General features: G+C 70.1%; 26 protein-coding genes. 11 read left to right on the top strand and 15 right to left on the bottom strand.

Annotation, left to right across the window (positions count from 1 at the left end; translation table 11 throughout):
• Positions 1 to 32: 32 nt before the first annotated feature.
• Together ACZ5J1_RS00760 and ACZ5J1_RS00755 are read left to right on the top strand one after the other, a co-directional pair.
• Complete coding sequence (locus ACZ5J1_RS00760; RefSeq protein WP_464561667.1) at positions 33 to 1,277, top strand: MFS transporter; 1,245 nt, start codon at positions 33 to 35, stop codon at positions 1,275 to 1,277.
• A gap of 83 nt (positions 1,278 to 1,360) precedes the next feature.
• Positions 1,361 to 1,678: an antibiotic biosynthesis monooxygenase family protein gene (locus ACZ5J1_RS00755; RefSeq protein ID WP_464561666.1), complete on the top strand. Its 318-nt coding sequence runs from the start codon at positions 1,361 to 1,363 to the stop codon at positions 1,676 to 1,678.
• 17 nt (positions 1,679 to 1,695) lie between these two features.
• On the opposite strand, the gene ACZ5J1_RS00750 is transcribed toward ACZ5J1_RS00755, so the two are convergent.
• The 4 genes from ACZ5J1_RS00750 to purD form a co-directional block, all read right to left on the bottom strand.
• The gene (locus tag ACZ5J1_RS00750) at positions 1,696 to 2,118 is read right to left on the bottom strand and encodes an NUDIX hydrolase (protein WP_464561664.1); all 423 of its coding nucleotides are present in this window, start codon (positions 2,116 to 2,118) and stop codon (positions 1,696 to 1,698) included.
• Positions 2,119 to 2,131: 13 nt separating this feature from the next.
• Positions 2,132 to 3,553 carry an adenylosuccinate lyase gene (gene purB / locus ACZ5J1_RS00745; RefSeq protein ID WP_464561662.1) on the bottom strand — a complete coding sequence of 474 codons (1,422 nt, stop codon included), beginning with the start codon at positions 3,551 to 3,553 and terminating at the stop codon, positions 2,132 to 2,134.
• Positions 3,554 to 3,640: 87 nt separating this feature from the next.
• Complete coding sequence (locus ACZ5J1_RS00740; RefSeq protein ID WP_464561660.1) at positions 3,641 to 3,949, bottom strand: hypothetical protein; 309 nt, start codon at positions 3,947 to 3,949, stop codon at positions 3,641 to 3,643.
• A 68-nt stretch (positions 3,950 to 4,017) separates the two neighbouring features.
• A complete protein-coding gene (gene purD / locus ACZ5J1_RS00735; protein ID WP_464561658.1) occupies positions 4,018 to 5,310 on the bottom strand; it encodes a phosphoribosylamine--glycine ligase in 1,293 nt (430 codons plus the stop codon).
• Positions 5,311 to 5,400: 90 nt separating this feature from the next.
• Here purD and ACZ5J1_RS00730 point away from each other — a divergent pair, with 90 nt between their 5' ends.
• The 3 genes from ACZ5J1_RS00730 to ACZ5J1_RS00720 are packed head-to-tail and all read left to right on the top strand — an operon-like array spanning position 5,401 to position 7,870.
• The gene (locus ACZ5J1_RS00730) at positions 5,401 to 6,270 is read left to right on the top strand and encodes an ABC transporter substrate-binding protein (protein ID WP_464561656.1); all 870 of its coding nucleotides are present in this window, start codon (positions 5,401 to 5,403) and stop codon (positions 6,268 to 6,270) included.
• A 20-nt stretch (positions 6,271 to 6,290) separates the two neighbouring features.
• Positions 6,291 to 7,142: an amino acid ABC transporter permease gene (locus tag ACZ5J1_RS00725; protein ID WP_464561654.1), complete on the top strand. Its 852-nt coding sequence runs from the start codon at positions 6,291 to 6,293 to the stop codon at positions 7,140 to 7,142.
• On the top strand, positions 7,127 to 7,870 hold the full coding sequence (locus tag ACZ5J1_RS00720) for an amino acid ABC transporter ATP-binding protein (protein ID WP_464561652.1): 744 nt from the start codon (positions 7,127 to 7,129) through the stop codon (positions 7,868 to 7,870). The genes ACZ5J1_RS00725 and ACZ5J1_RS00720 overlap by 16 nt, the downstream gene beginning before the upstream one ends.
• A 31-nt stretch (positions 7,871 to 7,901) precedes the next feature.
• Here ACZ5J1_RS00720 and ACZ5J1_RS00715 read toward each other — a convergent pair whose 3' ends face one another.
• Positions 7,902 to 8,756 (bottom strand): alpha/beta fold hydrolase, encoded by an 855-nt coding sequence (locus ACZ5J1_RS00715; RefSeq protein WP_464561650.1) that lies wholly within the window; start codon positions 8,754 to 8,756, stop codon positions 7,902 to 7,904.
• A gap of 72 nt (positions 8,757 to 8,828) precedes the next feature.
• On the opposite strand from ACZ5J1_RS00715, the gene ACZ5J1_RS00710 reads away from it, so the two are divergent.
• The gene (locus tag ACZ5J1_RS00710) at positions 8,829 to 9,404 is read left to right on the top strand and encodes a TetR/AcrR family transcriptional regulator (protein WP_464561649.1); all 576 of its coding nucleotides are present in this window, start codon (positions 8,829 to 8,831) and stop codon (positions 9,402 to 9,404) included.
• Positions 9,405 to 9,469: 65 nt separating this feature from the next.
• Here the strand turns inward: ACZ5J1_RS00710 and ACZ5J1_RS00705 are convergent, their stop codons facing one another.
• Positions 9,470 to 10,777 carry an adenylosuccinate synthase gene (locus ACZ5J1_RS00705; RefSeq protein ID WP_464561647.1) on the bottom strand — a complete coding sequence of 436 codons (1,308 nt, stop codon included), beginning with the start codon at positions 10,775 to 10,777 and terminating at the stop codon, positions 9,470 to 9,472.
• Between the two features lie 13 nt (positions 10,778 to 10,790).
• The gene (locus tag ACZ5J1_RS00700; protein WP_464561645.1) at positions 10,791 to 11,795 is read right to left on the bottom strand and encodes a helix-turn-helix transcriptional regulator; all 1,005 of its coding nucleotides are present in this window, start codon (positions 11,793 to 11,795) and stop codon (positions 10,791 to 10,793) included.
• 102 nt (positions 11,796 to 11,897) lie between these two features.
• Here ACZ5J1_RS00700 and lysS point away from each other — a divergent pair, with 102 nt between their 5' ends.
• A complete protein-coding gene (gene lysS, locus ACZ5J1_RS00695; RefSeq protein WP_464561644.1) occupies positions 11,898 to 13,604 on the top strand; it encodes a lysine--tRNA ligase in 1,707 nt (568 codons plus the stop codon).
• A gap of 54 nt (positions 13,605 to 13,658) precedes the next feature.
• Here the strand turns inward: lysS and ACZ5J1_RS00690 are convergent, their stop codons facing one another.
• On the bottom strand, positions 13,659 to 14,747 hold the full coding sequence (locus tag ACZ5J1_RS00690; RefSeq protein WP_464561642.1) for a hypothetical protein: 1,089 nt from the start codon (positions 14,745 to 14,747) through the stop codon (positions 13,659 to 13,661).
• Between the two features lie 4 nt (positions 14,748 to 14,751).
• Positions 14,752 to 15,918, bottom strand: a complete 1,167-nt coding sequence (locus ACZ5J1_RS00685) for a pyridoxal phosphate-dependent aminotransferase (RefSeq protein WP_464561640.1) — start codon at positions 15,916 to 15,918, stop codon at positions 14,752 to 14,754.
• A gap of 18 nt (positions 15,919 to 15,936) precedes the next feature.
• Here ACZ5J1_RS00685 and pyrE point away from each other — a divergent pair, with 18 nt between their 5' ends.
• Positions 15,937 to 16,464, top strand: a complete 528-nt coding sequence (gene pyrE, locus ACZ5J1_RS00680) for an orotate phosphoribosyltransferase (RefSeq protein ID WP_464561638.1) — start codon at positions 15,937 to 15,939, stop codon at positions 16,462 to 16,464.
• 79 nt (positions 16,465 to 16,543) lie between these two features.
• Here the strand turns inward: pyrE and fbaA are convergent, their stop codons facing one another.
• Positions 16,544 to 17,566, bottom strand: coding sequence for a class II fructose-bisphosphate aldolase (gene fbaA / locus ACZ5J1_RS00675; protein ID WP_464561636.1), 1,023 nt, complete (start codon positions 17,564 to 17,566; stop codon positions 16,544 to 16,546).
• 254 nt (positions 17,567 to 17,820) lie between these two features.
• Here fbaA and ACZ5J1_RS00670 point away from each other — a divergent pair, with 254 nt between their 5' ends.
• Positions 17,821 to 18,561, top strand: coding sequence for a septum formation family protein (locus ACZ5J1_RS00670; protein WP_464561634.1), 741 nt, complete (start codon positions 17,821 to 17,823; stop codon positions 18,559 to 18,561).
• 29 nt (positions 18,562 to 18,590) lie between these two features.
• On the opposite strand, the gene ACZ5J1_RS00665 is transcribed toward ACZ5J1_RS00670, so the two are convergent.
• Entirely contained in the window at positions 18,591 to 19,274 is a 684-nt protein-coding gene (locus tag ACZ5J1_RS00665; protein ID WP_464561632.1) for a TrmH family RNA methyltransferase, read from the bottom strand.
• 53 nt (positions 19,275 to 19,327) lie between these two features.
• Here ACZ5J1_RS00665 and ACZ5J1_RS00660 point away from each other — a divergent pair, with 53 nt between their 5' ends.
• Positions 19,328 to 20,065: a DedA family protein gene (locus ACZ5J1_RS00660; protein ID WP_464561630.1), complete on the top strand. Its 738-nt coding sequence runs from the start codon at positions 19,328 to 19,330 to the stop codon at positions 20,063 to 20,065.
• Positions 20,066 to 20,075: 10 nt separating this feature from the next.
• Here ACZ5J1_RS00660 and ACZ5J1_RS00655 read toward each other — a convergent pair whose 3' ends face one another.
• Both ACZ5J1_RS00655 and ACZ5J1_RS00650 read right to left on the bottom strand, forming a co-directional pair.
• Positions 20,076 to 20,705, bottom strand: coding sequence for a DedA family protein (locus ACZ5J1_RS00655; protein WP_464561628.1), 630 nt, complete (start codon positions 20,703 to 20,705; stop codon positions 20,076 to 20,078).
• 22 nt (positions 20,706 to 20,727) lie between these two features.
• Positions 20,728 to 22,206, bottom strand: coding sequence for a DHA2 family efflux MFS transporter permease subunit (locus tag ACZ5J1_RS00650; RefSeq protein WP_464561626.1), 1,479 nt, complete (start codon positions 22,204 to 22,206; stop codon positions 20,728 to 20,730).
• A gap of 36 nt (positions 22,207 to 22,242) precedes the next feature.
• On the opposite strand from ACZ5J1_RS00650, the gene ACZ5J1_RS00645 reads away from it, so the two are divergent.
• Positions 22,243 to 22,668, top strand: coding sequence for a DUF3151 domain-containing protein (locus ACZ5J1_RS00645; protein WP_464561624.1), 426 nt, complete (start codon positions 22,243 to 22,245; stop codon positions 22,666 to 22,668).
• Positions 22,669 to 22,686: 18 nt separating this feature from the next.
• Here ACZ5J1_RS00645 and ACZ5J1_RS00640 read toward each other — a convergent pair whose 3' ends face one another.
• Positions 22,687 to 23,400: a hypothetical protein gene (locus ACZ5J1_RS00640; protein WP_464561622.1), complete on the bottom strand. Its 714-nt coding sequence runs from the start codon at positions 23,398 to 23,400 to the stop codon at positions 22,687 to 22,689.
• A gap of 87 nt (positions 23,401 to 23,487) precedes the next feature.
• A complete protein-coding gene (gene clpB / locus ACZ5J1_RS00635) occupies positions 23,488 to 26,079 on the bottom strand; it encodes an ATP-dependent chaperone ClpB (RefSeq protein WP_464561620.1) in 2,592 nt (863 codons plus the stop codon).
• Positions 26,080 to 26,084: the final 5 nt, after the last annotated feature.

The following is a 26,084-nucleotide window of genomic DNA, read 5'->3' as shown; positions in this document are numbered from 1 at the left end:
CTAGTGGCCCGACACGTGTCAGGGTGTGCCGCATGAGTGCGATGGCGACCGGCGGGGAGGCCGGGGCGCGGGAGCCGCTGGTGTCGATGACACGAGCCTGGGTCTCGCTGTTCACGCTGGCCTGGTTCGGGATCTGGCTGGCGTGGCTGGTGCCGATCCAGCTGGTCCTGCCCGAGCAGCTGCAGAACGTCGACCCGGCGCACGACATCCGTGACTTCGGGATCATCAACGGTGCGGTCGGCGTGATGGCCATCCTGTCCCTCCCGGTCGTCGGCGCGCTCTGCGACCGGACCCGCTCCCCCTTCGGGCGGCGCCGGATCTGGGCCGTGATCGGGCTCGCGATCTTCTCGGTCGGGCTCGTGACTTCGGGGCTGATGACCCACTGGGTGCTGATCGGGTGCGCCTGGGTGTTCGCCTCGATCGGCTACAACATCCTGTCCGCGTCCCTGGCCGCCGTCGTGGCCGACCAGGTGCCTGAGCAGCAGCGCGGCGTCGTGTCGGCGGCGATCTACGGACCGCAGGCGGTCGGCATCCTGATCGGCCTGATCGCCGTGCAGGGCCTGGGGGACCTGGGGCGGTACGTGGCGATCACGTTCATCCTGCTGGTCTGCGTGATCCCCTGGGTGCTGCGTCAGCGGGACGTGGTGCCGTCCGGGTCCGCTCCGCTCGTCCGGATCCGCGAGATCTTCGCGACGATGGCGGTCGACCCGCGGGCGGACCCCGACTTCGCGTGGGGCTTCGCGGGCCGGCTGATGGTCAACCTCGGCAACGCCCTGGGCACGACGCAGCTGCTCTTCTTCCTGCGCGACGGGCTCAAGGTCGCCGATCCCGAGAAGACCATCGTCCCGGTGACGCTGGCCTATCTCGTCGCCACGTTGGCGGCGACGTACCTCGCCGGTGTCTTCTCCGACCGCAGCGGGAAGCGACGGATCTTCGTCGCCTGGGGTGCCGCCGGGTCGGCCGCCTCCGCGCTGGTGCTGGTGTTCGCCCCGTCCCTGCCGATGATGTTCGTCGCCGGCGCGCTGGCCGGTGCCGGCTACGGGGCGTACATGGCGGTCGACCAGGCCCTGATCACCGCCGTCCTGCCGGCGGCCGAGGACCGTGCCAAGGACCTCGGCATCATGAACATCGGCTCCGCCGGACCCCAGGCGTTCGGCGCGCTGATCGCCGCCGGGCTGATCAACTGGACCGGCGGCTTCTCCGTGCTGTTCGCCGTCTCCGGCATCGTGGCGATCATCGGCACGTGGATGGTCTACCGGATCAAGTCCGTCGCCTGACGCCGACTTGAGGGTTGATGCAGCCGACTTGAGGGTTGCTGCAGCCGAGTTGAGGGTTGGCGCGCGCCGAGTAGGGTCGCGGCATGGCTGTTGTGAAGATCAACGCGATCAGCGTCCCCGAAGCTGCCGGTGCCGAGCTCGAGAAGCGGTTCGCCGCGCGCGCCGGGACGGTGGAGGGGCAGCCGGGGTTCCTCGGTTTCCAGCTGCTGCGCCCGACCGCTGGCGAGTCGCGCTACTTCGTCGTGACCCAGTGGGAGTCCGAGGAGGCCTTCGCGGCCTGGCGTGACGGCGACGCTCGGGCCGCCCACGCCACCCCCGAGGGCGAGGCACCCCGCAAGCCCGTCTCGACCGGCGCGGAGCTGCTGGAGTTCGACGTCGTGCTGGACGTCCGCCCCTCCTGATTCAGGGGTTCCCGATCTCAGGAATTCCTGAGCCGCGGCACCACGTGCACCGCCGTCATCGGCGCGGTGCGCGGGTCGGCCTCGAGCTCGTCCAACGTCGCCCACCGGGCCTCGGCGATCTCGGCCGCGATCTGCGGTGCAGCCGGGTCGATCGGGTGCGGCCACACGAAGACGGTGGAGCGGAGCAGGTGGTCCGGCTCGTTGGCCGTCTCGGACTCGAACCCGCCGAGCAGCACCAGCCCGTCGACGTACAGGCTGAGGCCGAGCTCCTCCGCGATCTCGCGTACGGCGGCCTCGACTGCGGCCTCCCCCGGCTCAAGCTTTCCGCCGGGCAGCATGAACCGGTCCGTGCCGCGTTTGCGCACGCTGAGCACGCGGCCGGCCTCATCGCGGAGGACGACGGCAGCGACCGTGATCACCTTCGACACGTCGTCGGACATCTCGGCGGACGACCTACAGGATGTCGCCGGGGGTGTAGGCAGCGGCGTCGGGGAACCGCTCGGTGATCGCGGCCACCTGGGCGACGACCGACTGCACCTGCGCGACGGCGGCACCGGTGAACTCGATCGGCTCGTTGACCAGCGCGTGCAGCTCGTCGAGCGACATCCCGAGGCGACCGTCGGCTGCGAGGCGCTCGAAGACGTCGTTCGCGGCCTGGCCCTTGCGCATGTCGAGGGCGGTGCCGACGGCTGCCTCCTTGATCGCCTCGTGCCCGACCTCGCGGCCGACGCCCTGCTTCACCGCGGCCATCAGGACCTTGGTGGTGGCCAGGAACGGCAGGTAGCGGTCGAGCTCGCGCTGGATGACCGCGGGGAACGCACCGAACTCGTCGAGGATCGTCAGGAACGTCTCGAACAGACCGTCGGTGGCGAAGAACGCGTCGGGCAGCGCGACCCGGCGGACGACGGAGTCGGAGACGTCGCCCTCGTTCCACTGGTCGCCCGCCAGCTCCGAGATCATCGACAGGTGGCCGCGCAGCACGACGGCGAAGCCGTTGACCCGCTCCGACGAGCGGGAGTTCATCTTGTGCGGCATCGCGGACGAGCCGACCTGGCCCTCCTTGAATCCCTCGGTGACGATCTCGTTGCCGGCCATCAGGCGGATCGTGGTGGTCAGGTTCGACGGAGCGCTGACCAGCTGGACGAGCGCGGAGACGACATCGAAGTCGAGCGAGCGCGGATACACCTGGCCGACGGAGGTGAAGACGCGTTCGAAGCCCAGGTGGTTGGCCACGGCGAGCTCGAGCGCCTCGAGCTTGGTGGCGTCCCCGTCGAGCAGGTCGAGCATGTCCTGCGAGGTGCCCATCGGGCCCTTGATGCCGCGCAGCGGGTAGCGCGCGATCAGCTCCTCGATCCGCTGGAAGGAGACCAGCATCTCGTCGGCCACGGTCGCGAAGCGCTTGCCGAGCGTGGTGGCCTGCGCCGCCACGTTGTGCGAGCGACCGGCCATGACGGTGGTCTCGTGCTCGGCGGCCAGCCGGGCGAGCCGGGCCAGCGCCGCGACGGCACGGCCGCGGACGAGGACGAGGGAGGAGAGGATCTGGAGCTGCTCGACGTTCTCGGTGAGGTCGCGCGAGGTCATCCCCTTGTGGATGTGCTCGTGCCCGGCGAGGTCGGAGAACTCCTCGATCCGCGCCTTCACGTCGTGGCGGGTGATCTTCTCCCGCGCCGCGATCGACGCCAGGTCGACCTGCTCGACGACGGCCTCGTAGGCCTCGACGACACCGTCGGGGACCTCGATCCCCAGGTCGCGCTGGGCCTTGAGCACCGCGATCCAGAGCTGACGCTCCAGCACGATCTTGTGCTCCGGGCTCCAGATCTGAGCGAGCTCAGCGGAGGCGTAACGACCAGCGAGGACATTGGGGACAGCAGCCACGGGCCACATCATCCCACGCGTCGCGACCGCGGCCCGACGTCGGCCGGACCGGCGAGACGTCGTACGACGGCGGGCGGATGCCCCGCGTCAGCGCTCGTCCGTCTCCGGGGCCGGGCGACGGATGACCGCGGTGCCCCGGGTGAGGTCGACGGAGATCGGCGGGTCATCGCCGTCGGGCGAGGGAAGCACCGCACCCGTCGCCTCCCACTCCTTGAGGAACTGGTCGGAACGGGCGCGGGCGGGGTCGAAGACGTCGATGAAGTTGCCCAGGGCGCCGGTCGAGCTGGCGGCTCCCGAGGATGCTCCATCCCCGCGACGGAGTGAGGTGTTGCCCGACCAGACGACGAGGCCGAACAGCAGCAGGCCCGCCGCGAGGAAGATCAGGCCGGTCAGCATGCGTCGAGCCTACGCCGGGCATTCGGGCCATCTGGGCGGACCAGACGGGCCATCTCGGCGAAATGCCCTCAGCCCTCCAGCGCGGCTGCGCCCTCGACCACGCCCAGCGGCTCGGCGGCGATGTCGCTGCGGCGCTGCATGCCGGGGAAGGAGATCAGGTCGGCGGCACCGTAGGCACGGGCCCGGGCGTCGTCGATGTCGTACCCGGTCGCCCGCACGGCCAGCACCCGACCGCCGGCGGTGATCAGGTGGAGGTGCTCGGGCTCGCCCTCGTGGGCGTGGTCCACGATCGCGGTGCCCGCGTGGATCACGTCGACGGCACGGATCGCGTCGGCCCGGTCGACGCCGTCGATCACGTCGCCCGAGGAGGACGACTCGGGGTAGCCGGCGCTCGCCAGCACCACGGTGACCGCCGCCTCGTCGGAGAAGACCGGCGCCGGCACCGCAGCCAGCGTCCCGGTCGCGGCGGCGTGCAGCAGCTCCCCGAGGTCGGACTCGAGCAGCGCCAGCACCGGCTGGATGTCCGGGTCACCGAACCGGACGTTGAACTCGATCACGCGCGGTCCGGCAGCGGTCAGCGCGAGGCCGACGTAGAGGCACCCGACGAACGGGGCGCCACGCTTTCCCATCTCGGCGAGGGTCGGCTCGACCACCTCGGCGATCACGGTGTCGGCGAGGTCGGCGGGCGCCCAGGGCAGCGGGGAGTAGGAGCCCATCCCACCGGTGTTCGGGCCGCGGCCGCCGTCGTAGATCCGCTTGAAGTCCTGGGCCGGCTGCAGCGGCCGACCGACGGTCCCGTCGCACAGCACGAACAGGGACACCTCCGGTCCGGCGAGGAACTCCTCGATCACGACCCGGCCGCAGGCGGCGGCGTGAGCGAGCGCCTCGTCGCGGGAGTTGGTGACCACGACCCCCTTGCCGGCGGCCAGCGCGTCGTCCTTCACCACGTACGGCGCCCCGAACTCGTCCAGCGCAGCGGCCGCCTCCTCGGGCGTCGTGGCGACGAACGACCGGGCGGTCGGCACCCCTGCGGCTGCCATCACGTCCTTGGAGAACGCCTTGGAGCCCTCGAGCTGGGCCGCGGCGGACGACGGCCCGAAGACGGCGATCCCGGCGGCGCGGATGTCATCGGCGATCCCGGCGACCAGCGGAGCCTCCGGCCCGACCACCACCAGGTCGGCCCCGATCACGCCGGCGAGCGCGGCGACGCCCGGCCCGTCGAGGGGGTCGACCGGGTGCAGCGTGGCGACCGCGGCGATCCCCGGGTTGCCGGGAGCGGCGTGCACCTCGTGCCCGTCACGGTTGAGCTTGAGGGCGAGCGCGTGCTCGCGACCACCGGTACCGACGACGAGGATCTTCACGGCGCACCACCCTAAGCCACCACCCGCCGGCGACCGATCAGCAGAGAGCGATGGATGGAGGCGCAGCGGCCCCGTCTAGCATTCTTTGTCATGCGCCTGCGTCGACTCGCCCTGCTGAGCCCCGTCCTGCTGCTCTCCGTGACCGCCTGCGGCACCTCCGACAGCGACACCGCCGCCGACACCTCGTCGCCGAGTGCGTCCACCTGCGAGGCCGGCAGCCTGCCGACCAAGACCGACGGCAAGCTGACCGTCGCCACCGACTCCCCGGCGTACGAGCCCTGGTTCTCCGACGACGACCCGAGCAACGGCAAGGGCTTCGAGTCCGCCGTCGCCTACGCGGTCGCCGACCAGCTGGGCTTCACGAAGGACCAGGTCAGCTGGGTCAAGGTGCCGTTCAACAACTCCTACGCGCCCGGCGCGAAGGCGTTCGACTTCGACATCAACCAGATCTCGATCACCCCGGACCGCGAGAAGGTCGTCGACTTCTCCACGCCGTACTACACCGCCACCCAGGCCGTCGTGACGCTGGAGAAGAACGCCGACAAGGCCACCTCGCTCGCCGCGCTCAAGAAGCTGAAGCTCGGCGCCCAGACGGGGACGACGTCCCTGACCGCGATCCGCGAGATCGTGAAGCCCGAGCAGGAGCCGCTGGTCTTCAGCGACAGCAACGCCCCCAAGCAGGCGCTGCTCAACGGCCAGGTCGACGCCGTGGTCTTCGACCTGCCGACCGCGCTCTACATCACCGCCGCCGAGATCGAGGGCTCGACCATCACCGGCCAGTTCGCCGGCGACGAGGCCACCGGCACGGCCGGCGACCACCTCGGGATGCTGTTCGAGAAGGGCAACCCGCTGGTCACCTGCGTCAACGAGGCCGTAGCAGCGCTCGAGGCCGACGGCACGCTGGCCGACCTGGAGCAGCAGTGGCTCTCCGACGCGGCCAACGTCCCCGTCCTGAAGTGAGTCTCTGAAGCGCCCCTGACGTGACCGACGCCTGGATGCCGAGCGCTCGACAGCTGGAACGCCAGTCTGTCGAGCGTCGTCGGCGTCGCCAGCGCGGCTTGATCGCGGTGGCGGTCACGATCGGGGCGTTCGCGCTGGCGGCCCTGGCGATCACCTCGTCGAGCGGGTGGCCGATCGTCAAGGAGACGTTCTTCTCCTGGGACGACATGAAGGCCGTCTTCCCGGACATGCTGCACGCGTTCCTGAAGTACAACGTGCTGATGTTCCTGCTCGCCGAGCCGCTGATCCTGCTCGTCGGGATCTCGGTGGCGGTCACCCGGCACACCATCACGCCGTGGCTGGCCCCGCTGCGCCTGGTCGCGATCGCCTACACCGACCTGTTCCGCGGGTTGCCGACGATCCTCGTCGTCATCCTCTTCGGCTTCGGCATCCCGGCGTTGGCGCTGCCCGGGCTCACCACCTCGCTGTTCTGGTGGACCCTGACCGCGCTGGTGCTCTGCTACGGCGCGTACGTCGCCGAGGTGATCCGGGCGGGCATCGACTCGGTCCACCCGACCCAGCTCGCCTCGGCCGAGGCGCTCGCGCTGTCGCGCGGGCAGGCGATGCGGCACGTGATCCTGCCACAGGCGCTGCGCCGCGTCGTACCGCCTCTGGTCAACGACTTCGTGTCGCTGCAGAAGGACACAGCGCTGATCTCGGTGGTCGGCGTCTACGAGGCGCTCCGGGTCGCGACGGACTACGGGAACTACCACTTCAACTTCTCGCCCGTGGTGCTCGCGGGCGTCTTCTTCGTCGTCGTGACGGTGCCGATCGCGCGCTTCACCGACTGGCTCTCGGCTCGTGCCCGGCGTCGTGAATGGGGGCGGGTGTGAGCGCGCTGCTGGAGGTCTCCGGACTGCGCAAGGCGTACGGCGACCGCGTGGTGCTGGCCGACATCGACCTGTCCGTCGGGACCCACGACGTGATCTGTCTGATCGGTGCGTCGGGGTCGGGGAAGTCGACCCTGCTGCGCTGCCTCAACCTGCTCGAGCCGATCGACGACGGCGTGATCACGTTCGACGGGCGTGAGATCTCCGACCCGCTGATCGACCCGCGGGCGGTGCGGCGCGACATCGGGATGGTCTTCCAGGCCTACAACCTGTTCCCGCACCTGACCGTGTTGGAGAACTGCGTGCTGGCGCCGGTGCGGGTGCACGGCGTGCCGAAGGCCGAGGCCCGCACCCTCGCCCTGGAGCTGTTGGAGCGGTTCGGGTTGGCCGCGCACGCCTCGTCGCGCCCCGACTCGCTGTCGGGCGGTCAGCAGCAGCGCGTCGCGCTGGTCCGGGCGCTGTGCACCCGGCCGCGGTTGCTGCTGCTCGACGAGATCACCGCCGCCCTGGACCCGATCCTGGTCGGCGAGGTGCTCGAGATCGTCCGCGCCGAGGCGGCCGCGGGGATGACGATGATCCTCGCCACCCACGAGATGGCGTTCGCTCGCGAGGTCGCGACGTCGGTCTGCTTCCTCGACAACGGTCGGATCCTCGAGCAGGCGCCACCGGACGTGCTGTTCACCGCCCCACGCGAGCAGCGGACCAGGGAGTTCCTGGCCCGCGTGCTCTGATCCCTCGTTCTGGCCCCCTCCGGGCCGGGGTTCACTCGACGGAACGGAAGAAGCTGAGCGCCGCGTCGGCGACCTCGCTCCACTTGCTGTCGATCACCAACGAGTGCCCCGCCCCCGGGATCTCGACGAACTCGGTCACGCCCGCGTTCTTGGACTGCAGCTTGTAGGCCGCGTTGGCCAGCGCGAACGGGACGATGTTGTCGTTCTCGCCGCTGACCACGAGCATCGGGCCGCGAGCCGGGTTCTTCTTGTCCGCCTTGGTCGCACTCGAGGTGTTGAGGTTGGCGAAGGCGGCCTGGAACAGCGGGCGACCGGGCGCCGGGGTATGCAGGGTGTCGTAGAGCTCACGGGCCTCGGCCTCGGGGACCGCGTTGGCGAAGCCGTAGCGGAACTGGTCGAAGGTGAGCAGCACGGTCTTGTTCTTGTTGCCCGGGTTGCCGAGCACCGGGAACGACGCCTTGAGCGCGCTGAACGGCAACGGCAGCACGCCCTTGCTCGGCGCGGGGTCGATGCTCACGGTCGCAGCGGCCAGGCCGCGGCCGGCGAGGATCTGGACCAGCAGGCCACCGAAGGAGTGCCCGACCAGGACCGGCTTCTTGTCGAGGGTCTTGATGACCTCCTCGATGTGGTCGGCCACGTCCGGGACGGAGGTGCCGGCCAGCTGGTCCTGGTTGGCGCGGGCGGCGGCGAAGTCGGTGGCGTCGCCGGGCCAGTCGACGGCGATCGGCGCGTAGCCCTCGGCCTCGAACCGCGTCTTCCAGTCGTCCCAGCTCGAGGCGAGCAGCCACAGGCCGTGGACGAAGACGACAGGGGTCTTGCCGGACGCGTTCGCTGCAGCGACCTGGGCCGCCTCGCGGGCGGTGATCGTCGTGGTGTTCGTGCTCATGGTGCCTCTCCTTTGGTAGAATCTAGAAAGAACGTTCGTTCTTGTTGACTGTTCCAACTATGGGGTGCGGAGATGAATTCCCACAAGACCGAAAAAGTTTCGGAAGCGAAAACTCGACTGCTCGAGAGTGCGACCGAGCTCTTCTACACCGAGGGCATCCACAGCGTCGGCGTCGACCGCGTGCTCGCCGAGGCCGGGGTCACCCGGGCGACGATGTACCGCCACTTCAAGGGCAAGGAAGAGCTCGTCGTCGCGTGGCTCGAGGCCGAGGACGCCTTCATCCGCTCGTTGTTCGACGCCGCCGTCGCCGAAGGCGGGACGCCGACCGAGCTGCTCGAGGCGGTGATCGACGGGGTCGCCGCCGACGCGACCCGGCTGCACACCCGCGGGTGCCCGTTCATCAACGCTGCGGCGGAGTACCCCGATCCGGCGAGCACGGTCCGAGACGTCGTAGGACGGCACCGGGAGTGGTTCCGGGCGACCCTGACCGAGCTCGCGACCGCGGCGGGACTCGAGCACCCCGACCAGGTCGCGGCGCAGCTGGTGCTGCTGCGCGACGCGATGCTGGTCGGCCACGCCCTCGACGGAGACGGCGTGGAGTCGGCGTTCCGGTCAGCCGCGCGCCAGATCTGTCGACTCGACGGCTAGAACCCTCAAGTCGGCCGTTAGAACCCTCAACTCGGCGGCAGGAAGCCTCAAGTCGGCGGGCTGGGTCAGATCAGGGGGTGGACGATGACCGTCTCGTGACGGCCGGGGCCGACGCCGATGACGGAGATCCGGGAGCCGGAGAGCTCCTCGCACCGCTTGACGTACGCCTGGGCGTTGGCTGGGAGCTCCTCGAAGGTGCGGCATCCCGAGATGTCCTCGAACCAGCCGGGCATGGTCTCGTAGATCGGGACGGCGTGGTGGAAGTCGCTCTGGTTGACCGGCATCTCGTCGTGGCGGACGCCGTCGACGTCGTACGCGACGCAGATCGGGACCTCCTCCAGGCCGGTGAGGCAGTCGAGCTTGGTCAGCACGAAGTCCGTGACCCCGTTGAGCCGTGCGGCGTAGCGGGCGATCACGGAGTCGTACCAACCACAGCGGCGCGGGCGGCCGGTGGTGGTGCCGTACTCCCAGCCGGCCTTGCGCAGGAACTCGCCGTGACCGGCCGGGTCGTTGTCCAGCTCGGTCGGGAACGGACCCTCGCCCACCCGCGTCGTGTAGGCCTTGACGATCCCGATCACCTGGGTGAGCTGGGCCGGCGCGATGCCGGAGCCGGTGCAGGCGCCGCCGGCGGTGGCCGACGACGACGTCACGAACGGGTAGGTGCCGTGGTCGACGTCGAGCAGGGTGGCCTGGCCCGCCTCGAGCAGGACGTTCTTGCCGTCGGCGAGCGCCTCGTGGATCAGCAGCGCGGTGTCGCAGACGTAGGGCCGGACGCGCTCGGCGTAGGCGAGCAGCTCCTCGACCACCGCGTCGACGGTGTAGCCGCGACGGTTGTAGACCTTGGTCAGGATCTGGTTCTTCAGCTCGAGGGCGCCCTCGACCTTGCCGCGCAGGATCGACTCGTCGAAGAGGTCCTGGACGCGGATCCCGATCCGGTTCATCTTGTCGGCGTACGTCGGCCCGATGCCGCGACCCGTGGTGCCGATCCGGCGCGACCCGAGGAAGCGCTCGGTGACCTTGTCCAGGGTGCGGTTGTAGTCGGCGATGACGTGCGCGTTGGCGCTGAGCTTGAGGTCGGAGGTGTCGATCCCCCGCGCCTCGAGTCCCTCGATCTCCTCGAAGAGCACCGCGAGGTCGACCACGACACCGTTGCCGATGATCGGGGTGCACCCGGGGGTGAGGATGCCGGAGGGCAGCAGGTGGAGGGCGTACTTCTCCTCCGACCCGTCGGGCTGCGGGATGACGACCGTGTGGCCGGCGTTGTTGCCGCCGTTGAACTTCACCACGTAGTCGACACTGCTTCCGAGCAGGTCGGTCGCCTTGCCCTTACCTTCGTCGCCCCACTGGGCGCCGATGATCGCTATAGCTGGCACTGGCCGAACCTTACTAGAGCCAGCCGCGGCGTGCGGCCTCCACGCCCGCCTGGAACCGGGACTGGGCGCCGAGCTCCTCCATCACCGCCGCCACCCGGCGACGCACGGTGCGCAGCGAGATGCCCAGGCGGCGGGCGATCTGCTCGTCCTGGGATCCCCGGGCGAGCTCGATGAGCAGGAACCGACGCAGCTCGTCGACCTCGTTCCCCGCCGTGGTGGCGCTCTCCCCGTCCAGGCTCGACAAGGGGGTCGCCTGCGCCCAGAGCTGCTCGAACGCGAGGATCGCCAGCTCGACCAGCCCCCGCTGCCGGACCACGGTGCGCGGGGAGTTGGAGAACCCGAGCGGCTCCGGCAGCAGAAGGTGGGAGGTGCCGAACACCACCATCCGGGTCGGGACCTCCGGCAGCAGCCGCACCTCCTCCCCCACCTCGGCCCGCGCCCGGACGATCCCCGGGGCGTCGGTCAGGACGTGCACCGGGTAGATCGCCCGGATCGACCGGCCCTCGGCGAGCTGGTCGGCCACCAACCGGTGCATCTCCGACTCCCAGGGCTGACGCCACTGGTCCGGGCGCAGCCACAACACGTCGCCGAGCGTGGAGCGCAGGGTCGCGCGGGCCAGCTCGGTCCAGTCCGACCCCGTCTTGACCTCGCCGTCGATGGGGTCGTCCAGCTCCGGCGCGCCGACCACGCTGGGGATCCCTCCGAGGTAGGGCAGCGCGGACGCGATCTCCTGCAGCCGGATCGCCGCGTCGCTGGCCCGCGCCGACGTCGCGCTGATCAGGGCGGCCACGACCGTCGCCGGGGTGTGCACGAGGAGGCGGCCGTCGTTGACCACGACCACCTCGGCAGCGACCAACGGGGCCATCCGATCGGTCAGCTCCGGCACCGTCAGGTCCATCGCCAGGGCGACCGTGGCGACCTCCTGGCCGTCCTGCAGCAGCAACCGCTCGTAGAGCCGGGCCGCCGCCCGCGGGAAGCCGAGCGCCGTCATCAGGGTCTCGTTGCTCCGGGCCGGCATGGGGGCAGGGTAGACCGGACCAGAACCGACCAAGCCTGAATCGCTGCTTCCGCAGCAGGAACCGAATCGTGTCCGATGCCGTCGCCCCACTAGATTTGCCCCATGCCCGCTGCTGAACCGACCGACTGGGTCACCCGTGCCGCCGACGACGCCGTTCGACACTGGGAGCGCGCGGGCGACACGTCGGCGCCGGTGACGGTGGCCAGCGGGATCAGCCCCTCGGGTCCGATCCACCTGGGCAACCTGCGCGAGTTCCTCACCTCCCACTTCGTCGCCGAGGAGCTGCGTCGCCGCGGCCTGAACGTGCGGCACCTGCAGTCGTGGGACGACTACGACCGCTACCGCAAGGTCCCCGCGGGCGCTCCCGCGGAGTGGGCCGAGCACATCGGCAAGCCGCTCACCGCGGTCCCCGACGCCTGGGGCTGCCACACCTCCTGGGCCGAGCACTTCAAGGCCCCGCTGCGCGAGGCGCTGGCCGAGATGGGCTGCGTGATGGAGGAGATCAACCAGACCGAGCGCTACACCGCCGGCGCGTACGTCGACCAGGTGCTGCACGCGATCAAGCACCGCGACACCATCGAGACCGTCCTGGCCCGCTACCGCACACTGCGCCCACTAGATGCCGCGGTCGAGGCGGAGTCGGAGCAGGAGGCCGCGGCCCTGGCCGACTCCGTCACCGCCGACGACTCCTCCGCCGAGAGCGGCGACGAGTACGCCCGCTTCCCCTACAAGCCCTACTGCCGCGGCTGCGGCAAGGACACCACCACGATCACGTCGTACGACGACGAGACCACCGACCTCGCCTACACCTGCGACTCGTGCGGTGAGTCGTTCGTGACCAACGTGGCCACCCAGTTCGAGGGCAAGCTGGTCTGGAAGGTCGACTGGCCGATGCGCTGGGCGCTCGAGGGCGTCAACTTCGAGCCCGGCGGCCTGGACCACTCCACCCCCGGGTCGTCCTACACGGTCGGCAAGGAGCTCGTCGCCGAGGTCTTCGACGCTGCGGCGCCGTCGTACGTCGCCTATGCGTTCGTCGGGTTCGCGGGTCGGCAGAAGATGTCCTCCTCCGCCGGTGGCGTGCCGATCCCGGCCGACGCCCTGAAGATCCTCGAGGCCCCGATGCTGCGCTGGCTCTACGCCCGGCGTGCGCCCAAGCAGGCGTTCAACATCGACTTCGGTGCCGAGGTCGTCCGGCTCTACGACGAGTGGGACACCCTGACCAAGAAGGCCAAGCTGGGCGAGAAGCGCGACGCCGCGGTGCTGGCCTGGGAGCGCGCCACGTCGACCGTGGCCGCCGGCGTGCTGCCGACCTCCCCGGTCGTCGCCCCGTTCCGGCTGCTCTCCGGGGTCGCCGACGTGACCGCCGGGAACGTCGACGTGATCACCTCCGTGGTCGCCGGCTCCGGGTTCGACGTCACCTCGGCCGACGACCTCCAGCCGCGGCTGGCCCGCGCGATGACCTGGATGAGCGAGTACGTCGACGAGTCGGAGCGCACCACCGTGCGTGAGACCCCGGCCGCACGCCTGGGTTCCCTCGAGGCGAACGAGGCCGAGTGGATCAGCCTGCTCCTCGAGCACCTGCCCTCACCCTTCACGCTCGACGACCTCACCACCGTGATCTACGGCGTGCCGAAGCTGGCCCGCGGGTTCGCGGTCACCGACGCCCCGAGCGACGAGGTCAAGGCCGACCAGAAGGCGTTCTTCGCCCTGCTCTACGACCTCCTGGTCGACGCTGAGCGCGGCCCCCGGCTGCCCACGCTGTTCCTCGCCCTCGGCGAGGAGCAGGTGCGAGGGCTCCTCACCGCCTGACCCCGTTTCGCCGAGATGGCCCGTCTGGTCCGCCGAGGTGGCCGGTCTGGGCCGTCAGCGGAGCCAGGCGGCGACGTCGCGGCGGACCAGGAGGCCGACGGTCATGGTCGCCGCGAACAGCGGGATGACCATGAACGGTCCGGCCAGGCTCGCCACGACCAGCACCAGGGCGGCGCTGCCCGCGCAGACGATCAGCGCGATCCGGGCCCACGCGGCGCGTCGCATCACCAGGAACGCGAGCACGCACGCGCTCAGCGACCACAGCAGCACGGTCCCCGTCATGAAGATGAAGACCCCGCGCACCATCTCCTCGGTGACGCCCTGGGTCTCCATCAGCTCCGGGTTGGTCTCCCGCATCCGGTCCATGATCGTGCCCGGGTCGGCGATCAGGGCGGCCGCGGCGATCACGAAGATCCCCGCCGCCAGCAACGAGAAGACCCAGGTCAGCAGCGCCGCCGCCAGCACGGCGCGAGGGCGCGGCAGGGGTGACCGCTCGGGCGCGAGGGTCGGGGCCGGCGCAGTGGTCACATCGACCTGGCCGACGTACGGCGGGGGCCAGGCCGCCATCGGGGGCGGCGGGGTGCTCGGGCCAGCGATCGGCCCGGAGGCCGGCGGACCTGCGAGCGGCGCGGGCGGTGCGGGCGGTGCAGGCGGCGGAGGGACCTGACCGATCCGGCGGGTCGAGGGGGCCTCGGCCGGCGGGGTCGCGGGGCGGGGCGGCTCGGGCTTCCAGGTGCCGGCGAACCAGGACCGGGCCTCGGAGGTCCACAGGAACGAGGTCGCGACCACGACGGCGGTCGAGTACACGCCACCGGTGCTGACCCCGGTCACGAAGAGGGGCACCGCCAGGATGCTCAGGGCGAGCCGAGCCTGCGTCGAGCGCTGCGCCATCACCTGCCATGCCAGGATCACCGACGCCGTCGCGCAGGCGGCCGAGATCATGCCGAGGACCCGAGCCAAGCTCTCGACCTGGTCGACGGAAACCGAGCCCAGGTTGAGCCGGTCCAAGGCCTCCTGGATCGTGTCCGCCGTCGCCACCGAGCCGAGCAGCTGGAACTGCTGGGCCACGCCGACGACGATCAGGATCGAGCCGACGATGACGACCCAGGCCGCGATGGTGACCTGGCGAGGACGAGCGAGCATGGGCTCATTCTTCCTGATAGGGCCCCACCAGATCCGCGGCGGCCAGCCGATGCAGCGCCTCGTCGAGCACTTCGGCCTGTTTGCAGAAGGCCCAGCGCACCAGCTGATCACCGCCGCTGCCGTCGTAGAAGACCGACATCGGGATCGCGACCACGCCGGCCCGCTTGGGCAACGAGCGGCAGAAGGCGGCGCCGCTGCGCCAGCCCAGGTGGCCGATGTCGCTGACCGCGAAGTAGGTCCCCTGCGGCGACGTCGTCGGCAGCCCTGCCTCGTTGAGTCCGGTCACCCACCGGTCCCGCTTCGCGGCGAGCTCCGCCGCGAGCTCGATCGGCCAGGAGCCGAGCTCGTCGAGGGCGTACGCCGCCGCCGGCTGCAGCGGCCCGGCCGAGACGTAGGTCAGCCACTGCTTGGCGCCGTAGACGGCATCGACCAGGTGCGCGGGCCCGCTGGCCCAGCCGACCTTCCAACCGGTGAACGAGAACGACTTGCCGATGCTGGAGATGGTCAGCGTCCGTTCGGCCATGCCGGGGTAGGTGGAGATCGGCGTGTGCTGGCCGTCGTACACGAGGTGCTCGTAGACCTCGTCGGAGATGACGATCAGGTCGTTCGCGATCGCGAGGGCAGCGATCTGGCCGAGCTCGTGCTTGCTGAGCACGGTGCCGGTGGGGTTGTGCGGGGTGTTGAGCAGCAGGAACCGGGTCCGCGGCGTGATCGCGGCGGCGAGGTCGCCCGGGTGCAGCCGGAAGTCCGGCGCGGTCAACGTGACGCCGCGGTGCTGACCGCCGGCGATCTGCACCATCGACCGGTAGGAGTCGTAGTACGGCTCGAGCATCAGCACTTCGTCGCCCGGCTCGACCAGGCCGAGGACGGCCGCGGCGATCGCCTCGGTGGCGCCGGTGGTGACGACGATCTGGGTGTCCGGGTCCAGGTCGATCCCGTAGTGCCGCTGCTGATGGGCCGCGATCGCCGCGCGCAGCTCGGGCAGGCCGCGGGCGGGCGGGTACTGGTTGGGGCCCTCCACGACGGCGCGGGCCGCGACGGCACGGACCTTGGCGGGCCCGTCGGTGTCGGGGAACCCCTGACCGAGGTTGATCGCGCCGGTCTGCGCCGCCAGCGCGGTCATCTCCCCGAAGATCGTCGGGCCGAGGCCGTGCAGTCGCGAGGCGGTCACGGCCCTAACCTAGTGCTCGTGACCGACCCGAATCTCGCCGTTGACATTGATGCTGCCTGCCGTTTGCACGGCTCCTTCACCCTGCGTTCGGGCCAGGTCTCGGACACGTACTTCGACAAGTACCTGTTCGAGGCGCAGCCGTCGCTGCTCGACCGCGTCGCCAGCGCGATGGTGCCGCTTCTGCCCGAGGGCACGGAGCTGCTCGGCGCGCTTGAGCTCGGCGGCGTCCCGATCGCGACGATGGTCTCGGCCAAGACCGGCATCCCGGTGGTCTTCATCCGCAAGAAGGCCAAGGAGTACGGCACCGCGAAGCTGGCCGAGGGTCCCTCCTTCGACGGGAAGCGGGTGACCCTGATCGAGGACGTGATCACCTCGGGTGGCGCCGTCCGCGACGCGGTCAACGAGCTGCGCCCCGCCGGCGCGATCATCGACACCGTCGTCTGCGCGATCGACCGCTCCCCCGTCACCGGCGAGGCGCTGCGCGACGTGGACCTCGAGATCCGCCCGGTCCTCACCCGCGACCAGCTGGACGCCGTTACCCGCTGACCCCGCACGAACTCCGTACGAACCACGAAGCCCGCCTCCCGGATCTCCGGAGGCGGGCTTCGTGGTTGACGACCGTGGGTCAGCCGATGGTCTTGCCGGCCGAGCCGAGGTGCTGGGCGCCCTCGACCACGCGGGCGGCCATCGAGGCCTCGGCGACCTTGCCCCAGGCACGCGGGTCGTAGGCCTTCTTGTCGCCGACCTCGCCGTCCACCTTGAGCACGCCGTCGTACTTGCTGAACATGTAGCCGGCGATCGGGCGGGTGAAGGCGTACTGGGTGTCGGTGTCGATGTTCATCTTGACCACGCCGAAGGAGACGGCGGCGGCGATCTCCTCGGCGCTCGAGCCCGAGCCGCCGTGGAAGACCAGGTTGAACGGCTTGCTGCCCTCGGCCAGACCGAGCTTCTCGACGACCGCCTGCTGGGCGTCGCGCAGGATCTCCGGACGCAGCTGGACGCCGCCGGGCTTGTAGACGCCGTGCACGTTGCCGAAGGTCAGCGCGGTCAGGTAGCCCTCGACACCGAGCGCCTCGGCGGTCGCGATCGCGTCCTCGGGGGTGGAGTACAGCTTCTCGTCGATCGCGCCGACGATGCCGTCCTCCTCGCCACCGACGACGCCGACCTCGATCTCGAGGACGGTGCGTGCGGCCTTGGACTTGGCCAGGAGCTCCTCGGCGATCTGGAGGTTCTCGTCGAGCGGGACCGCGGAGCCGTCCCACATGTGGGACTGGAAGAGCGGCTCCTCGCCGCGGGCGACGCGCTCGGCCGAGAGGGCGAGCAGCGGACGGACGAACCCGTCGAGCTTGTCCTTGGGGCAGTGGTCGGTGTGCAGCGCGATGTTGACGTCGTACTTCTTGGCGACCTCACGGGCGTACGCCGCGAAGGCGACCGACCCCGTGACCATGTCCTTGACGGTCGGACCCGAGAGGTACTCGGCGCCACCGGTCGAGATCTGGATGATGCCGTCGGAGCCGGCCTCAGCGAATCCCGCGAGCGCCGCGTTCAGCGTCTGGCTGGACGAGACGTTGATGGCGGGGAAGGCGAATCCCTGCGCCTTGGCGGTCGCCAGCATCTCGGCGTACTTCTCGGGGGTGGCGATGGGCATGCAGCGAACTCCCAGTTCATTGAGTCGACGTCGGCGAGCGACGTTCGAAGATCCAGATCGCCGGTCAGCCTAGACCCGGATTCACGCCTGAATCGGGGTCGAGGAAGTTAGACCGATCCAACGGACGTGACCTGCGCCACGCCTCCTTCAGAACGGCTCGGGAGCGTCACAAGAAGGGTCTTTCGCGAGCAATATCGAGCCTTGCTTTCCCGGTAATGGCACAGGGTGCTCACAGGTTGCCTAACCTGTCGCCCATGAATCGACTCTCGGGTGCCGTCGCAACCCTTGCCGCTCTCCTCTGCGCTCTCCTGGGCGCCGCCCTCCTCGTCCCGGCCACCGCCAGCGCCGCCACCCCGGCGAAGCCCAAGGCCGGCCAGTGCCACGACCTGCGCGGTCACGCCGTGGGGAAGGTGTCGGACACGAAGAAGGCCGTGCCCTGCTCCAAGAAGCACACCACCCAGACCTTTGCCGTCGTCGCGCCGACCGCACCGCTCGCAGGGGCGAGCGAACTTGAGATCGGAGCGATCGGGAGCGCCAGCTGCGCCCCCGCTTGGAAGCGCTTCGTCCAAGGCAAGGAGATGACCGCCGCCCGGACCGTCCTCGGGATGTACTTCTTCACCCCGACCCCGGCCCAGCAGGCCGCCGGGCAGAGCTGGGTCCGATGCGATGCCGGCCTGATGGGCAAGGGCGGCTCCATGGCCCGCACCCAGGGCAAGCTCAAGGTCAAGACCATTCTGCGCCAGAGCCGCAGCGCCAAGTACGCGCTCTGTGGCACGAAGAACCTCGACTGGACGACCTGCACCAGCCGGCACGCTTACCGCAACACCACCGTCGTCAAGCTCACGGCGGCCGCGGGCGCGACCTACCCGACCGATGACGCCTTCATGGAGGAGGCATACCGACACTGCCCCACCACCACCGACTACGTCACCTGGGTCAGTGAGGATGCCTGGGCGATGGGCGCGCGTCAGTTGCGCTGCTGGAAGAAGGACTGACCTTCAGCTTCCCGAGGCCTGGCGCGGTATCAGCCGCGCCAGGCCTCGTCCGATTTCAGGTCCGCGTGGGTGGTGATCCAGGAGTGCATCGCGATCGCGCCGGCGGCGGAGGCGTTGATCGAGCGGGTGGAGCCGAACTGGGCGATCGAGAACGTGGCGTCGACGACCTCACGGGCGGAGTCGGAGAGGCCGGGGCCCTCCTGGCCGAAGAGGAAGCAGACCTTCTCGGGGATGGGCGTGGTCTCGAGGTGCAGCGAGTCCGGGAGGTTGTCCACGCCCCAGAGCGCGACCCCGCGTTCGGCGAGGTAGGCGTGCAAGGTCGGGACATCGGGGTGGTGCACCAGGTGCTGGTAGCGGTCGGTGACCATCGCGCCGCGCTTGTTCCAGCGCCGGTTGCCGACGATGTGCACCTCGGCGGCCAGGAAAGCGTTCGCGGTCCGCACGATGGTGCCGATGTTGAAGTCGTGCTGCCAGTTCTCGATGGCGACGTGGAAGCCGTGCCGACGGGTGTCCAGATCGGCGACGATCGCCTCCATCCGCCAGTAGCGGTAACGGTCGACGACGTTGCGCCGGTCCCCCTCGGCCAGCAGCTCCGGATCCCACTGGGGACCTGTCGGCCAGGCCGCCTCACCACCGGGCCACGGCCCGAGTCCGACCTCGACAGGACCGTACGGCATCGGGTCGTAGGGGGCCCGCTCCTCTTCGTTGCTCATCGCGGACCACGGTAGTCACCTGCTCGTCAGGGTCCGACGGATAGGGTAAGGGCGTGCTCGACCTTCTGGTGCAGCTGACACCGCTCATCTCGCTGCATGACTTCACCCAATGGTTGAGCCCCGAATACCTCCTGGAACGGTTCGGGGAGGCCCTGTTCTGGGTCGGACTCATCGTCCTGTTCATCGAGTGCGGTCTCCTGTTCCCGTTCCTGCCGGGCGACACCCTGCTGTTCGCGATGGGTCTGTTCATCGCCAACGGCTCCATCGACATCCTGCCGGGCAGCAACTTCATCGAGCTGCTCTTCGTGCTCGTGACCTACACGCTCGCCGCGTTCGCGGGGAACGTCGTCGGCTACGGCATCGGGGCCAGGATCGGCCCATCGATCTACCACCGCGACGGCCGGATCGTGAAGCGGAAGTACCTCGACCAGACCGCCGACTTCTTCGAGCGGCACGGCTCCTCGGCCCTGGTCGCCGGCCGGTTCGTCCCCTTCGTGCGGACCTACATCACGCTGGTTGCCGGCGTCACCAGGATGGACCGTGCCAAGTTCGTCTTCTGGAGCGGCCTCGGCGCGATCGGCTGGGTCTGCTCGATCACGATCGTGGGCTACGCACTGGGCAAGACGTTCCCGTCGCTGGGCAAGTACATCGACCTGGTCACCTACGGCCTGCTCGCCCTGACGGTGCTGGTGCTGGCCTTCGAGTGGTGGCGCAAGCGCCGCGAGCCCGACCCGGGTCTCCCCGAGGCCTACCGGGCCGAAGCGGCCGCCGAGGCCGAGTCCACGGAATGAGCCCGGCGACTCAGGCCAGCCGCGGCCGGAGTCGACCCACGACGTAGACCGTCAGCCCCACCACGACGGCGGCGATGACGGCCCACTGCAGCCAGCCGACGATCGGCTCGGCACGCTCCCAGTGCACCCCGAGCTGGTAGCCGGCGAGGATGAAGACGCTGTTCCAGATCGCGGAGCCGATCGCGGTGAGCGCGACGAACCGACCCAGCCGCATCCGGGTCAGGCCGGCCGGGATCGAGATCAGGCTGCGGAAGATCGGCAGGAAGCGTCCCAGGAGAACCGCCTTGCCGCCGTGCCGCTCGAACCAGGCCTCGGTCCGCTCGAGGTCGCTGACCTGGGTCAGCGGGACCTTCGCCCAGATCGCGTAGGCCCGTTCCCGACCCAGCCACGCGCCGAGGGCGTAGAGCATCAGCGCTCCGACCACGGAGCCCGCGGTGGTCCAACCGATCGCCGAAGCGAGGGAGAACCGGCCCTGGCTCGCGGTGAAGCCCGCCAGCGGGAGGATCACCTCGCTCGGCAGCGGCGGGAAGAGGTTCTCGGCGGCGATCGCCAGCCCGGCACCGATCGCACCGAGTCGATCCATCAGGTCGACGGCCCATCCAGCCACACCGCCCGGCTCCGCCGTCCCCGCCTCGCTCATGCCGAGACCTTACGGACCCCGATCAACGGCTCTGGAAGCTCGGCCTCTGGAAGAACAGCGAGGTCACCATGCCGAGCACGAGGACGGCGAAGGGCAGCAGCAGCGAGTCCGACATCGCCGCAGCGAACCCGTCGGCGACCTGGGGCGGCAGGGCGGCGCCACCGCCGGCGGTCTCGGGGTTGGAGGCAGCTCCGAGACCGTAGTACGCCAGACGACTGTCCATCAGGACGGCGATCGTGGCCGCTCCGAGGACACCGCCGACCTGGCGGGTGGCGTTGTAGACCCCTGAGCCGGCGCCGGCCAGGGAGATCGGCAGGTTGCGCATGGTGGTCGCGGCGTTGGGTGCCCAGATGAAGACGTTGCCCAGGCCGAGCAGCGCCATCGGCAGGCAGAGCTGCCAGTAGGCCCGGTCAGGGGTCATCAGGACCGAGAGCCACCAGAACGACACCGCCGCGGTCGCGAAGCCGAACGTGAGCAGGTAGCGCGGGTGCACGGTGTCGGTGAAGCGGCCGGCGATCGGGGAACCGACCAGCGTGACCAGCGCCATCGGGGTGAGCAGCATCGCCGCCTCGGTCGGACCGAGCCCGCGCACCACCTGGGCGTAGAGCATGATCGGGAAGCCCATCGCGCTGACGGTCAGACCCATCATCGAGATCGTCGTCGTCCCGAGGGAGAAGTTGCGGTCCTTGAACAGGTTGAGCGGGACCAGCGGCTCGGCGGTGTTGACCCGCTGCCAGACGACGAACGCGGCCAGGAACACGAGACCGCCGATGATCATCGCCCAGATCTCGGCCGACCAGTCGCGCTGGTGTCCCTCCTGGATCCCGAAGACCAGCAGGAACATGCCGACACCCGACAGGGCGACGCCGATCCAGTCGAACCGGTGCGGCTGGGTGGGCAGCACGGGCACCAGCCGGGAGGCCAGCACGAAGCCGACGATCCCGATCGGGACGTTGATGAAGAAGATCCACTCCCAGCCGAGCCCGTCGACCAGGATGCCGCCGAGGATCGGGCCGACCAGCATCGCGACGCCCGAGGTCGCACCCCACAGCGCCATCGCCTGTCCGCGGCTCTCGGCCGGGAAGATGCGGGTGATGATCGCCATCGTCTGCGGCATCATCAGCGCCGCGCCGAGGCCCTGCACCACGCGGGCGAGGATCAGCAGCACGATCGCGCCGGCGAATCCGCACGCCAAGGAGGCGGCGGTGAAGACGACGAGGCCGATCAGGTAGAGCCGGCGCGGACCGAACCGGTCACCCAGCCGGCCGGTGATCAGGACCGGCACCGCATAGGCGAGCAGGTACGCCGAGGTGACCCAGACGACCTCGTTCACCCCCGCGTCGAGGTCCTCGATGATCGCCGGCGTCGCGACCGTCACGATCGTCATGTCGACGAGGATCATGAAGAACCCGATCACCAGCGCGATCAGGGCCGGCCAGGGCTTCAGGTCGGTCGGGATCGCCGGAGCGGGAGCGTGCGCCGGGGTTTCTGACTGGGTCACCGTGCCAGTCAACACCAGAGCACCGACAATAGGTCCATGAGTATTGGTACCGACCTGATGGCTGGCCCGCCGCCGACCCTGCTGCCCGAGGACCCGGCGGCCGCGCTGCTGGCCGACGGCGCCGACCCGTACGAGGTCGTCCGCGCCCATCCGGCCTCACCCGCCGCGTGGGCCGTGCTGGCCACCGTCGCGAAGGAGCAGTCCCAGGGCCCCGACGCCGACGTGACGGCGTACGCCTATGCCCGGGTGGGGTACCACCGCAGCCTGGACATGCTGCGCCGCAACGGTTGGAAGGGCCACGGCCCGGTGCCGTGGTCGCACGAGCCCAACCGTGGGTTCCTGTCCTGCCTGGCGCTGCTCAGCCTCGCGGCCACCGCGATCGGCGAGACCGAGGAGGCCGAGCGCTGCGCGACGTTCCTGCGTGACTCGAGCTCCGAGGCGTACGACGTCCTGCTGGCCTGAGCCGCCTCGACTACCTGCTCAGTGGAACAGGTAGTTGAACGGGGTCGTCCCCGGCAGCGTCATCATCAGCGTCCCCGGCTCGCACGAGAACAGCATCTTCATCCGTGCGTACGCCGACGAGGGACCGCCGACGCTGATCGGGGACGTCCCGCTCCGACCGCCGATGGTCGTCGTCGTGACGACCTTGATGTGACCGCTCCACCCCGGCTCCGGGTTGAGCGTGGAGCCGTCGACCAGCTTGTAGCTGCCGCTCGAGCTGCCGCGGTGCTTCTGCTCGATCACCATCGGCACCTCGGTCTCCCCCATCGCGATGTGCGCCTTCATCTGGATCATCATCGTGTCGGTGTAGGTGGCGCGCAGGTCGGGCGTGAACGCGACGGTGAGACCACCCGACGGGATCCGCACCGAGTCCAGGCCGGCGTTGGGCAGCCGGTCGAACTGAGCGCTGAGCGTGTGCTCCATCTGGCTGGCCAGGTCGGCGGTCACCAGGCGCCAGGTCTTGCCCGTCAAGCAGGCGATCGACTTCGCCCGCTCCTCCGCCGCCGTCGCGACCGCTGAGGCGTCGTCCATCGGCGACATCGAGCCCGACGCGGACTCGGACGGTGTCGACGGTGCCGTCGCGGTCGCTGTGGGTGAGTCGGCTGCGTCGTCCGTGCCGCTGCCGTCCCCGCTCCCGCACGCGGCGAGGAGCAGGACGAGCACCAGCGCTGCGGAACCGAGAACAGGTCTCATGTCCGCACCGTAGGACACCGGACGGGCCATCTGGGAGGACCAGACGGGCCATCTCGGCGGCCCAGACGGGCCATCTCGGCGACGGGATCAGACCGTGAGGGTCAAGCCGTCGTCCGCGTGGTCGACCGTCACGCTCTGGCCGTCGTGCACCTCGCCGCCGATCAGCATCCGGGCGAGCCGGTCCCCGATCGAGGACTGGATCAGCCGGCGCAGGGGGCGGGCGCCGTAGGCCGGGTCGTAGCCGGTCTCGGCCAACCAGGTCCGGGCCTCGTCGGTCACCTCGAGCCCGATCCGGCGCTGCGCGAGCCGGGCCTTGAGACCGCCGAGCTGGATGTCGACGATCCGGGCCAGCTCGGCCGGGGAGAGGGCCTCGAAGAGCACGATCTCGTCGAGCCGGTTGAGGAACTCGGGCTTGAAGTTCGCCCGCACCGCCGCCATCACGGAGTCGTGCCGCACGCCCGGGTCCAACGTCGGGTCGACCAAGAACTGCGAGCCCAGGTTGGAGGTCAGGATCAGCAACGTGTTGCGGAAGTCGACCGTGCGGCCCTGGCCGTCGGTGAGACGCCCGTCGTCGAGCACCTGCAGCAGGATGTCGAAGACCTCGGGGTGGGCCTTCTCGACCTCGTCGAGCAGGACGACCGCATAGGGGCGGCGGCGTACGGCCTCGGTGAGCTGACCGCCCTCGTCGTAGCCGACGTAGCCCGGAGGGGCACCGACGAGGCGGGCGACCGAGTGCTTCTCGGAGTACTCGCTCATGTCGATCCGCACGATCGCGCGCTCGTCGTCGAAGAGGAAGTCGGCCAGCGACTTGGCCAGCTCGGTCTTGCCCGTGCCGGTCGGCCCGAGGAAGAGGAACGAGCCGGTCGGCCGGTTCGGGTCGGAGATGCCCGCGCGGGTGCGGCGGACGGCGTCGGAGACGGCACGGACGGCCTCGGCCTGACCGATCAGCCGCTCCCCGATGACCTCCTCCATCTTCAGCAGCTTCGCGGTCTCACCCTCGAGCATCCGACCGGTCGGGATGCCGGTCCAGGCCTCGACGACCTGGGCGATCTGCTCCGGGCCGACCTGCTCCCCGACCAGCTTGTCGCCCTGCTCGATCTGGCCGACCGACGCCTCGGCGGCCCGGATCTGGAGCTCGAGCTCGGGGATCTGGCCGTAGAGGATCTCCGAGGCGCGCCCGAGGTCGCCCTCGCGCTGCAGCCGGTCGGCCTCCGTGCGGAGGGCGTCGACCTGGCGACGCAGGTCGCCCTCGCCCTCAAGGGTGGCCTTCTCGGCGTCCCAGCGGGCCTCGAGTCCGCGCAGCTCCTCGGTCTTGTTCGCCAGGTCCTCGCGCAGCACGGCGAGGCGTTCGACGGACGCGTCGTCGGACTCGCGCTCGAGGGCGAACTCCTCCATCTTGAGCCGGTCGACGGCACGACGGAGCTGGTCGATCACCTCCGGCGAGGACTCGATCTCCATCCGCAGCCGCGAGGCCGCCTCGTCGATCAGGTCGATCGCCTTGTCGGGCAGCTGACGCCCGGTGATGTAGCGGTCCGAGAGGCTCGCGGCGGCGATCAGGGCGGCGTCGGTGATCCGGACGCCGTGGTGGGCCTCGTACTTCTCCTGGATGCCGCGCAGGATCTGGATGGTGTCCTCGACCGACGGCTCGCCGACGAAGACCTGCTGGAAGCGGCGCTCCAGCGCCGGGTCCTTCTCGATCGACTCGCGGTACTCGTCGAGCGTGGTGGCGCCGATCATGTGCAGCTCGCCGCGGGCCAGCATCGGCTTGAGCATGTTGCCCGCGTCCATCTGCGAGTCCCCGCCGGCACCGGCGCCGACGACGGTGTGCAGCTCGTCGATGAAGGTGATCACCTGGCCCTCGGCGGCCTTGATCTCGTCGAGGACGGCCTTGAGCCGCTCCTCGAACTCGCCGCGGTACTTCGCCCCGGCGACCATCGACATCAGGTCGAGGGCGAGCACCCGGCGGCCCTTGAGCGAGTCGGGGACGTCGCCGGCCACGACCCGCTGGGCCAGGCCCTCGACGACGGCGGTCTTGCCGACGCCGGGCTCCCCGATCAGGACCGGGTTGTTCTTCGTACGTCGGCTCAGCACCTGGATCACGCGGCGGATCTCGGCGTCACGACCGATGACCGGGTCGAGCTTGCCCTCCTCGGCGCGCTCGGTGAGGTCGACGGCGTACTTCTCCAGGGCGTCGAAGTTGGCCTCGGCGTCGGGGCTGGTCACCCGGCGGTCACCGCGGGTCGCGGTGAGCGCGCCGGTGATCGCGTCGGGGGTGAGCCCGTGCGTGACCAGCACGGTGCGGGCGCTGGACTCAATCGTGGCCAGGCTGATCAGCAGGTGCTCGGTGGTGACGAAGTCGTCCTTCATCGAGGTGGCCAGCTCGATCGAGCTCGCCAGCACCCGGGTGAGCGACCCCGACCCCTGCGCGGGGCCGACGGTGGACCCGCTGACCGTGGGCAGCTTGTCCCGCTCGGCGGCGGCCGCGGTGACCACGGTGCGCAGGTCGACGCCGGCCTTCATCACGAGCGCGGCGGCGGTGCCGTCCTCGGAGAGCAGCAGCGCGGTGAGCAGGTGGATCGGCTCGATGGTCGAGTTGCCCGCCGTCGTCGCGGCGAGCTGGGCAGCCTCGATCGCTTCGCGGCTGCGGGTGGTGAACTTCTCCAGACCGAACTGACTCATGGGGG

It is taken from the genome of Nocardioides sp. JCM 18999 (genome assembly GCF_055391175.1).
Note: the sequence above shows the minus strand (reverse complement) of the source record. Positions and strands in the feature narration are given on the sequence as shown.